Source organism: Roseitalea sp. MMSF_3546 (assembly GCF_030732865.1).
In the GTDB taxonomy this organism is placed as follows: Bacteria; Pseudomonadota; Alphaproteobacteria; order Rhizobiales; family Rhizobiaceae; genus Roseitalea.
Genome location: NZ_JASHKB010000033.1, coordinates 18,798 through 28,810 on the forward strand (window position 1 = coordinate 18,798; position 10,013 = coordinate 28,810).

Here is a 10,013-nt window from a genome sequence, read left to right on the forward strand (position 1 = left end):
CGAGCCCAAAACTGCAATCGGCCTCCACCAGTCTAAACAACGTCATGCAATCCAACATCCTCGCCATTGCAAAGCTTTGACATCACACCGTGGATCATCTTCGCCCGGACGTCGAGAAATGTCTCGAACTCGTCCGAGCGCAGCGCATCGGGAGGAATGCAGTGAGACAGCAGACGGCGGTCAACCTCTTTGGTAGGCAGCCCGACTTCTTCAGCTCGTTCAGCTACGTATATGGAGGGGGGCTTCTTGCCGATCGTGCGGTTCGTCCGCCAACTGACTAGAGCGCAGTTGAGTGCGCAGAACACCAGTCGACGTGGCCAACCCTCCGCTTCAAGTAGCGCTTTCGGGAAGAGGTGGTGATATTCGCGTGCGCCTTGGTTTTCGATGGAGAAACGCTGCTCGTCGGCGAAGTCGTGGCCGCCCACGCGCAGCGAAGCGGCGAGGATTGCGCGGCCCAAGCGGTCGCGAGTTTTGGGCCAACCCCCAGTGCGTAAAGCAGCGGGCTCGGGCAGGGGGTTTTGCTCTGGATCGAGCAAGCCCGGCAGCGGACCATCTCCGTCCCGTTGGGCGACTAGCTCTCGATAGTCTAGCGCCGTTCGGGTCGCGGAAGTCTTCTGATAGCGCTCGGTGAATGCACCTCGCCACAAAGCTTGGCGTGCGAGCCTGCGGGCTGCTCCTTCGGCGTCCTTGCCCTCGGTCGCGTCGGCCCAGAACGCGCCCATCAGTGTCACCAATGGATCGGACGGGAGTATCGCAGCATCGACCATTGCCTCATCGGCGAGAAAGCGGACGGCCCGCTCCAAGCCGAGCTCGATCCTGTCCCAAACATCAACAAGTTCTCCTCCGAAAGCTGGGCGCAGGAAGGTGGAGCGGGTGGGCGGGCGGCCCGATAACACCGCGCCTACGGCCAAGGCGATCTCGGCTGGTTCACCGTAATGCGTTAGCTTGGGCACGCGGGCGCGTAAGCCCTCGACACGTTCGTGCAGGGAGGTGCCGGTATCGGCCTCGACCTGTGCCACGACGATGTCGAAAGCGGTTAGCGCCGTGCCTTGGGTGTTCATGCGAATAAACACGTCGAGCGCGGTCTCACGATTGGTGGTCGCGGGCAGAGACAGGAACGGCAGGGAGTAGTTGCTGACGCGCGAACGCAGCTCAGTGATAACTTCGTTCAGCGCCATCGCGCGGTCCATTTCACCGTTCGATACGCCCTTGACCCATGCCTTTGCTGCGTCCGCGGCTTCTTGGCCTGGACGCAGCAGTGGCAGAGGAATGAGGTTCCGTGCGGCCACCTCCGCATCGTCATCGCACCAAACCGGATAGCGTTTGCCGCCTTTGAGATAGCGACGGGTTGCAGTTACTTCCGGAACGTCTTGCGGTTCGGTCCGCACGAAAAAGGCGAAGTCGTCGTAGTCACCCGAGAGACTACGCCAGAGTCCAGTCATGCGCTGTTGCCCGTCGAGTAGGTGATACGCCGCCTTGCCGCCCTCGGGAGCGCCAGAGATAGGGCGAGCGTGGAAGGGCGGGGCGTCGCCGACCTCCAACATCAGCAGCGCCCCCACGGGAAGAGAGGGGCGGCGCAGGACGCTCTCGAGCAGGCCCTCCACTTGGCCGGAACCCCAAGCCTCGTAGCGCTGGAAGCGGGGCAGCACGACGGCTCCGTCGGCGATCCAGCCGAACCACTGCTCAATAGTGCGATTACGGGCCTCCACTACTCGGCGGCCTCGCTAACCTCGGTCGGCAAACGCAGGGGTGGTAGCGCGTCCACAATCCGCATTGTCTCCACACTCACGGTGATCACCCGACGTAGCAGAGTCAGAGGATACTCCGGGTCTTCCATGGTTTCGATTGCGAAGCGGTTTGCGTCGTTGACGATGTCGCTGCCCTTCTTGGTCTTCGGGTTGTAGGCGTCCTTCGTGACCGACTGGCGCTCCATGACGTGCTCGATCGCGCTCTTGCCGTTGACGACATAGCGGTAGGCCGCCTCGGGGACGTCCGTGAGGGTGATGCGGTCGTTGTAGTGGATCGTGGTGCGGTCGAGGTTCGGGCGCTTGCCGCCGAAGCGCATCTTCTCGACGCGGTAGAAGACCTCGGGTTCGTCCACGACCCAGGTGCGTGGGTCGCCCTCGCGGTAGGTTGCGGCGTAGGGCTCCACCTCCTCGTAGCCGACATGCAGGTTCGCGAGCGTCCGGCCGGCGTCGCGGAAGGCGCGGTAGTCCTCCACGGAAGCGACGGCGGGGATGCGCGGGAGGGCTTTCTTGAGGTTGTCGGCGTAGCGCGTCCGGTAGTCGGGCGAATGAAGCAGGCCATAGACGTAGTGGAACAGGTCCTCCTTGGTGATTGCCTCGCCAGGCCAGGCGGCCTGGAAGTGGGCGAGCCCCTCGTCGGTGATCCCGTCGCGGCGCACGAGACCGGGGCCGTCCGACGTGGCGAAGAGATCAGGATTGTTCTCGTTACGCGCGGGCTCTTCGTAGTAGTGCAGCGGAAAGCACTGAGAGCCACCCTTCGCAGCGACGAACTCAAGGTCCGGTACTGAGTCGACGATTAGACAAGAAAAATCGGTTGTGTTCCCAGGAGCCGGAACGCAGATTAGCCTGTTCTCAACTTCCACAGATGGGAATAGCTTTGGAAGCTGCCCCCGCTCTTCGTTCAATCTAGGATGATAGAGGAAGTGTCGTGTGATGAAGGGTCGGTAACGGAGTCTTCCGAACTCACCGTCCTCGGGGCTGACACTTCTACCCGCTTCGACTTCCTGTCTGAGCTTTCGGGTCCAGGATATTCTACGGGCGTCAGATACTAGTGAGCCGCCTGCCTGCAGTCCTTCCAAACTCTCAGATACTGCTTGGATTGTCGTATCGACATTTTTCCGAAGAGCGCTTGCGCTGCTGTTAATGACCCAAGCACCGCGGCCCGTTGACACTCCATGCGAGTAAACCCCGAAGAGGGTTGCTTCAGCACTCTTTTTCTTTGTGCCAATCAGCATGTACTGATCAAATGACAGATCGCGCTTGTTGAGGAAATCACCGAACGTATCGGGTTTGATGGTCGTCCATCCGTCGCTCGATTCAACGCCACCAGCGCTGCCGAGCTCACGCACGATGCGAAGCTTATCTTCTCGACTGAGGTAGTCGCCAATGTCGTGGTAATGGATGGCCCCAGCGGCTTGGGAGTCAGGTCGTTTCGTCAGGACTGAAATCGCGATTGGCGCACGCGATCCTGAATCAAAAACCTTCCCGCCTTCGCGCTTGGATCGTTCGCCCTGGGTCCGCTGGTTGCCCTTTAGATCAAGAATGCGGACATCGCTGAACTCTTCAACGAGGCATCGCCGAAGTCCTGCTGCCGTCTTTCCGTCCAGAAAGCCGCCGTTGGTTACGAAAGCGATGACGCCACCGTCCTCGCCTAGCCGATCGGATGCCCAGCGGATCGCACGGATGTAGTTGTTGTAGAGGCCATTCACGAGCGTTGCTTCGGTGCGCGCCGCGTAGGTCTCTCGGATGCGCCCGTCCAATTTGGGATACTCGACTTTCTCGTCCTCGCTGTTGCCGTCTTCCTCGCCGACGACGTAGGGCGGGTTCCCCACAATCACCCGGATGTCGAGGTTGCGCTGCCGGGTCCGGCGTTCGGCGTTGTCGGGCAAAAGGTCGTCGAGCATATCGCGGTGCTCGTGCAGCGCGAACGTGTCGGTCAGCAGTATGCCGGTGAAGGGCTCGTAGGCGGCCTCTCCCTCTCTCTCGTCCGCGAGGTCGGCATAGACCGTCTCGATGTTGATTGCCGCGATGTAGTAGGCGAGCAGGATGATCTCGTTGGCATGCAGCTCCTCGCGGTATTTCCGCGCGAGGTCCTCGGGCGCGATCAGCCCTGATTGCAGCAGGCGCGTGACGAACGTCCCCGTGCCCGTGAACGGGTCGATGACGTGCACGCCCTCCGCTCCGATACCCACGCCGAAGTCGCGGCGCAGCGCCTCGTCGACGGAATGGAGGATGAAATCCACGATCTCCACCGGCGTGTAGACCACGCCCATACGCTTCGTCGTGCGGGGGAAGGCCGACTTGAAGAAGTCGTCGTAGAGCTGGACGATCAGCTTCTGCTTGGCGGCCGGATCGGTGAGACCTTCGGCGCGTCGGCGGACGGAGGCGTAGAACTCCTCCAGGCTCTCCGCCTCCTTGTCGATCCGCGCTTCGTCCAGCCGGGCGACGATTCCCTGCATGGCCCGGCTGATCGGGTTCTCGTTGGTGAAGCGATTGCCCTGGAACAGGCTTTCGAAGACGGGACGCGTTATGATGTGCTGGGCCAGCATCTCGATGGCGTCGGCCTCGGAGATGGCCTCGTTCAGGTCGTCGTGCAGCTCCTTGAGGAAAGCGTCGAAGGTCGCGCGGGCGTCCGGGTCCTCCAGAAGCGCCTCGATCCTGGTGATGTGGCGTTCGGCGATGCGGGCGATGTCGGCGGCCCAGCGATCCCAGTATTCCTTGGTGCCGCACTTCTTGACGATCTGCGCGCGGATGGCGGCGGAGAACTCATCGACGAAGAGCTCGCCCTGGGATGTGGTGCGGCCGCCGCCGCCTTCCTCGTCGTCGCCCGGCGCGCTGCCCTGACCGATGCCGGCGCCGCTGCCCGAGGACGTGCCGCTGGGCAGGTCGGGGGCGACCGCGACGATCTCGATCCGGCTGCCCTCGGTCTGGCCGAGGTGGATCTTGTTGATGTCGCCGTCGAGCCGCTCGTCGTGCGAGCGCAATGCGTTCAAGATCTGCCAGACGACGCGGTAACGCTCATTGTCATTCAGGGCCTCCTCGGGAGAGGTGCCGGCCGGGATGGCGACGGGCAGGATTACGTAGCCCATTCTCTTGCCCGGCGCGCGGCGCATCACGCGGCCCACGGACTGGACCACGTCGATCTGGCTCTTGCGCGGATGCAGGAACATGATCCCGTCCAGCGCGGGCACGTCGACGCCCTCGGACAGGCAGCGGGCGTTCGTGAGAATGCGACAGTTGTCGTCGCCGGGATCGGCCTTCAGCCAGTCCAGCAGGCGGCCGCGGCTGTCGGCGTTAAATGTGCCGTCAACATGCCGAACCTCGCAGTCGAGGGTCAGCTCGTCCTCAGGGTTCTGTGCGCGGAACTCCTCGGCGACGGCGGCGAACTCCCCCTCGATGATCTTTGAGGACTTGATGTCCCGGCAAAAGATCAGCGCGCGCTGCATGGCGCCGGTGTCCGTGCCGACATCGACCGTCAGGTCGGTCTTGGTCAAAGCCTTGTAGCAGCCGACGATCTTGGTTGCGTCGTCGAGCGCGAGATCTTGGTCGGAGGTCTCGAGGCGGCGCTGGACGGAGCGGGCGACCTTCCCCTCGTCCACCGCGAGGACGATCACCTTGTAGTCGGTGAGCAGCTCGTTCTCGACGGCCCAGGAAAAACCACGCTCGAACAGCGTCTCGCCGTAGGTCGCGGGGTCGTCCATCTGCGCGAGCGTCAGCGACTGTTCCTTCGCACGCTGCCGCGCCGCCTCACCGTAGATGCGAGGCGTGGCGGTCATGTAGAGGCGCTTGGCGGCGAGGACGTGCTCGTCGCTATGGATGCGTACGAAGTTCGACTCGTCCTCCTCGCCGGTCGTCACCCCAGTCGTGCGGTGCGCCTCGTCGCAGACGATCAGGTTGAATGTCCCAAGCCCAGCTTCCTGGGCGGCGGAGATCACCTGGATCGACTGGTAGGTGGCGAAGACTACGGTCATCGCCTCCGGGGCGGCATCGGCCATCTTCTCGGCCAGCGCCGTGCCGTTCGTCGTCGCCGGGTAGGCGAGGTCGTGAACCGCGATATCTGCGGTGTCCTGGCGACCCGGGCGCTTGCCGACCTTGGCGTCCGAGCAGACCGCGAAGGAGCGCAGCGGCAGCGTGGCGTCGTTAGTCCACTCCCGCACGGCTTGGGACATGAGTGCGAGGGAGGGGACCATGAAGAGGACTTTGCCGCCCCTGCCGACCAGCTCCTCGGCAATGCGCAGACTGGTGAAGGTCTTGCCGGTGCCGCAGGCGAGGATGAGCTTGCCGCGGTCGGCCTCTTCCAGCCCCGTGCGGACCGCCTCGAGGGCTTCCTGTTGGTCCTGGCGCAGGGTCTTCGCCTCGGACACCTTTACTTCGCCGGTCCGGACGAAGTCGGACCAGAGGATTGGGCTTGCCTCGAGATCGCTGAGGCCGATCCGGTTGGTCGAGATCGTCTGACCCTGAAGCGCCTTCTCGGCACGGTCCGTCCAGTTGCCATCGCTCGTGTCGACGATCAGCCGCCGGACGAAACCCTCCTTCCCGGACGCGGTGAAGAAGCTGTCGATGTCGCTTTTGTCGACCTTCTTCGACGCGTCGTAAAACTTGCACTGGACCGCGCAGAAGCCCGAGCCGTCCGCCAGGGTCGCGACTAGGTCGATGCCGCTGTCGGCTGCATCCTCGCCGCGCGCCTTGGCCCATTGCTCGTAGGTCTCGATTTTGGAGAAGAAGGCCGACTGCAGGGGGTCGTGGCGAAGGTAGACCGCGACGATGTTCTCGAAGTACGTCCCCTTTTCGCGCTCGGTGCGCGCCGTCTCGCGGAAGCGCTCAAGGAGCGCGCGCAGGTCGCTAGACATTATCGCCCCTGTCCTTCGTAGCCGACATGCGGCGCGCAGTACTACCTGTCGACGGCTTAGCGGAAGTGTTTTTCATTCTTTCTTGTTCGTACACTCGAGTTTTAGCCGTGCTGATAATCAGAGTTCTGAAGAATGTGCGCGAAGCACGCTTGAGTAACTGTCACCGTATATCCGGAAAATCAGGCCGATCTGCATTTGCTTAGTAAGCCCTTCTCCCGCTTTGCGGATTGTGCAGGCGACCGCATGTGCTCCAGCAGTTCGAGCATCAAACCTCTCGATCTCGTCACAAATCAACCTTGTGGATTGGAATATTACAAGGAGTATGTCCGAGGCGATGCCTATCATTCGGTTTTGCTTTCACGGATTGACGCAGTGATAGATGAGATCGACTGAAAAAGAACGAGCGGATCGTCGCGAGAGGGGATGAAACTGCGTCGCCGCCAGAAGGTCGCGGCTTCGTCGTCAATCGCATGGACTACGAGGGCTCTTCCGCCAATCAGTTCAGCCGCCGTAACCGCTCGTTCGAGAGCGTGCTTCACCAGTCCCGTGCCGATGCCTTTGCCTGACCAGGCGCGGTCGGTAGCGAGTTGTCCAAGCAGGAGGCAGGGAACGGGATCGGGGGGCTGGCCGGTTCTGACCGAGCGCGGCAGGATGTCGGGCACGACCGCTGATGGGGCGAGGCCGTAGAAGCCGACCACGCGATTGGCGTCGTGAACGACGAGCACTGCGGTAAAGCCCTTTTGCTGATTGGAAAGGGCGCGCTTCTTCAGCCAGTGATCCAGAGACGGCTTACCGCAGTCGAAGTCGGCGAGGTCGTGCGTCTCGGTCAGCGGTTCGGGCCGGGAAATGGGCACCGCTCAGCTCTTCGGCTTGTAGCCTTCCTCCCATGGGGCGGGCCGCTTCACGACCTCGACGATCTCCGGAACCGGTTTGGCTGGTTCGGATAGGATCGACAGGAAGTGCGCGAAGCCGTCGGCGGACATCCTAATCAGCCGGTTCTCCATCAAGACGTCCTCGGCCGCCCGCACCGCCGCTTCCCGCACGAAGTCCGTCCGGGACCGCCCGCGGAGGTCAGCGGCACGGTCAATCATCGCGACGTCCGTTTCCGGCAGGCGCATGGAGATTGGGTGTTCTCTACGTTCGATGTTCGTCGCCATGGCGTTCTCCTTTGATCCAAATATAGCTCGGTGTATTGCAGATTGCAATACACGTCCATCGCTAGGACGGTCTGCTGAAGAAACCTCGCGCTGGTTGTTGAGATGGCGAGAATCGAGCGATGCCTCCGGGCGGGCCAGCGATCAAAACATCAGATTTGGCGTCTAGCACGGCTTTAGCCGTCAGATATGACGGTTAGCGACCTATCGGGTAGCCTCGAAAGCACCTTTTCGGTGCATGGCCTTGCTTCGACCAGCATATCGTCGATAGCGCTCCGCCGTGTCTGTCGGTCGAGCGTGTAGGTGTTGCGCCTGAACTCGACCCCCTCAAGGAGCGCCTTTACGTAGCCCGACACAGTGTCCGCGGCCATGATAAGAGTCGAGTCGAGGGTGTGGACGTATTTGCTCGTGACCGATCCTTTAGCGTGTCCGATGAGGGCAGCAATGGTGATCTCAGTAAATCCAAGATCGTTGGCGATGCTGGCGAAACTGTGCCGCAGGACGTGAGGGGTCACATCCCAAAGCGGCGTATCGGCGAATAGCTTCTTCCAGCTTTGCGGAAAGTTTCCGACGGCGTTGTCTTCGCCCTGGCCGGGGAAGACATAGGTGCCATCCCGTTTCAGGCGGGCGGCCTCAAGATAGTCGATGACCGGAAGGCCGACCGGTCGCACGGATGCGCCTTCCTTGCTGTCTTTCAGGCGCAGGCAACTGCCTTCGATGTCGACCTCGCTCCACCGCAGACTGATAATCTCGCCACGCCTACAGCCGGTCAGGGCAATGAGGCGGAGGATCTCGGCGTGGATGCCGAAGTGGCTGTCATGCTGCACGTTCTTAAGAATGCGGCCCAGCGTCCGGTACTCCGCTTCACTCAGTCGTCGGTCCCGCACCTTGTATCGCGGCTTCTTCAGGCCGTGGGTCGGGTTCTGATCGATGATCCCGGCTTCGATTGCGTAGGTGAAGATGCCGCCAAGGAGGCCCATGGTGCGGATGGCAGTGCCGCGCCCGCCGCGTACGATCGCTTTGCCACGAAGCTTCTCCGTCTTCATTACGACGCGCGTCTTTCCGGCGATGATGTCCTTCATCAAATTGTTCATGTCCGGTTTGGTGATGTCCTTGATCCTCCGCGTGCCGAGCAAGGGGATGATGTGACGGCGGATGCGACCGACATCGGTCGCGACGGTGGTCGCCTTCTTTGGGCGACCGCCTTTTCCGAGAACCAAGCCTGCCTCCATATCGGCGATGTACTGCTCGCAGAGCTCCCGAACGGTCACCGCGCGGCGCTCTTCCTCACGCTCGGCAGCGGGGTCTTCTCCCTGAGCGATCTGGCCAAGCAAAGCCTTTGCTTCACGACGAGCAGTTTCGGGTGTCCACACACCATGGATTCCAATCGTGTAGCGCCGCGAGCGACCTTTCGCTCTATACTGGATGAGGTAGCTACGCTTCCCAGAGGGATAAACACGAAGACCGAAACCCGGCAGCTCGTCGTCCCAGACAACGTGGCCTTCGCTCTGCGGCTCGACTGCCTCTACAAACCGTTTGGTCAGCTTGGTCATGCTCCCGTCCTTCGGAAGCCCTGATTTCGAGTAAGCACCACGCAAGCACGCGGAAGGAAATCAAGGCGTATTCTCGGATAGAGACTTCGGAGCTCTAATTCTGAAAAGCAATCTATTTCAGTCTGTTAGCGTGCTCTGGCGTACTCTATCGCGCAAATCGGAAAGGCCATTTGACCAGCTCCGATGGCAGAGGTCATAGGTTCGAATCCTGTCGGGTGCGCCAAACTTCTCAATAAAATCAACTATTTACAGAGACGCTGTTTTCGGCCTGTTTGCGCTTGAGGGCATTTGGCACAATTTTGGCACAGTTGGGCGCTAGATCCCCTTGCGCGGCACAGTTGGTGCTGCCGTGCGATCCGTTGATCCGCGAGGTCTGTGGTCATGGCGACAATCCGCGAAAAGGGACCGTCTCAGTGGCAGGCGCAGATACGGCGCAAGGGCTGGCCGCGGCGCACTGCTACCTTCCGCACCAAGAAGGATGCGCAGGCCTGGGCACGGCAAGTCGAGTCGGAGATGGACCGCGGCGTCTTTGTCGATCAAAGCGCCGGGCAGCGGACGACGCTTGCCGATCTGATCCGCATCTATCTCAAAGAAGTCACCGATCATCGGCCCGGCGAAGCTTCTCGCACCACTGAGAGGTGGACCCGCCTGGTGAGACAGTTTTGCGGCTTGGCTAAGGTGGATCGGGTTCGTTTCTATGCCGCCAGTGTC

General features: G+C 61.6%; 5 protein-coding genes and 1 pseudogene. 1 reads left to right on the top strand and 5 read right to left on the bottom strand.

The window, feature by feature from the left end:
• Window positions 1-32 precede the first annotated feature (32 nt).
• The 5 genes from RBB34_RS18065 to RBB34_RS18085 all read right to left on the bottom strand — a co-directional run bounded on the left by RBB34_RS18065 (window position 33) and on the right by RBB34_RS18085 (window position 9,302).
• Complete coding sequence (locus RBB34_RS18065) at window positions 33-1,709, bottom strand: DUF262 domain-containing protein (RefSeq protein ID WP_306120647.1); 1,677 nt, start codon at window positions 1,707-1,709, stop codon at window positions 33-35.
• Window positions 1,709-6,595: a type ISP restriction/modification enzyme gene (locus tag RBB34_RS18070; protein ID WP_306120648.1), complete on the bottom strand. Its 4,887-nt coding sequence runs from the start codon at window positions 6,593-6,595 to the stop codon at window positions 1,709-1,711. Before RBB34_RS18070 ends, RBB34_RS18065 begins: the two co-directional genes overlap by 1 nt.
• A 341-nt stretch (window positions 6,596-6,936) precedes the next feature.
• Window positions 6,937-7,449 (bottom strand): GNAT family N-acetyltransferase, encoded by a 513-nt coding sequence (locus tag RBB34_RS18075; RefSeq protein WP_306120649.1) that lies wholly within the window; start codon window positions 7,447-7,449, stop codon window positions 6,937-6,939.
• A gap of 3 nt (window positions 7,450-7,452) precedes the next feature.
• Complete coding sequence (locus RBB34_RS18080) at window positions 7,453-7,752, bottom strand: DUF1778 domain-containing protein (RefSeq protein WP_306120650.1); 300 nt, start codon at window positions 7,750-7,752, stop codon at window positions 7,453-7,455.
• A gap of 173 nt (window positions 7,753-7,925) precedes the next feature.
• Window positions 7,926-9,302 (bottom strand): site-specific integrase, encoded by a 1,377-nt coding sequence (locus RBB34_RS18085; protein ID WP_306120651.1) that lies wholly within the window; start codon window positions 9,300-9,302, stop codon window positions 7,926-7,928.
• A gap of 381 nt (window positions 9,303-9,683) precedes the next feature.
• On the opposite strand from RBB34_RS18085, the pseudogene RBB34_RS18090 reads away from it, so the two are divergent.
• Window positions 9,684-10,013, top strand: a pseudogene (locus RBB34_RS18090) (hypothetical protein); the annotation flags it as partial.

Bases quoted from the DNA above. Each gene is read 5' to 3' on its own strand.
- RBB34_RS18085 (WP_306120651.1), bottom strand. From the start codon at position 9,302: ATGACCAAGCTGACCAAACGGTTTGTAGAGGCAGTCGAGCCGCAGAGC.
- RBB34_RS18070 (WP_306120648.1), bottom strand. From the start codon at position 6,595: ATGTCTAGCGACCTGCGCGCGCTCCTTGAGCGCTTCCGCGAGACGGCG.
- RBB34_RS18080 (WP_306120650.1), bottom strand. From the start codon at position 7,752: ATGGCGACGAACATCGAACGTAGAGAACACCCAATCTCCATGCGCCTG.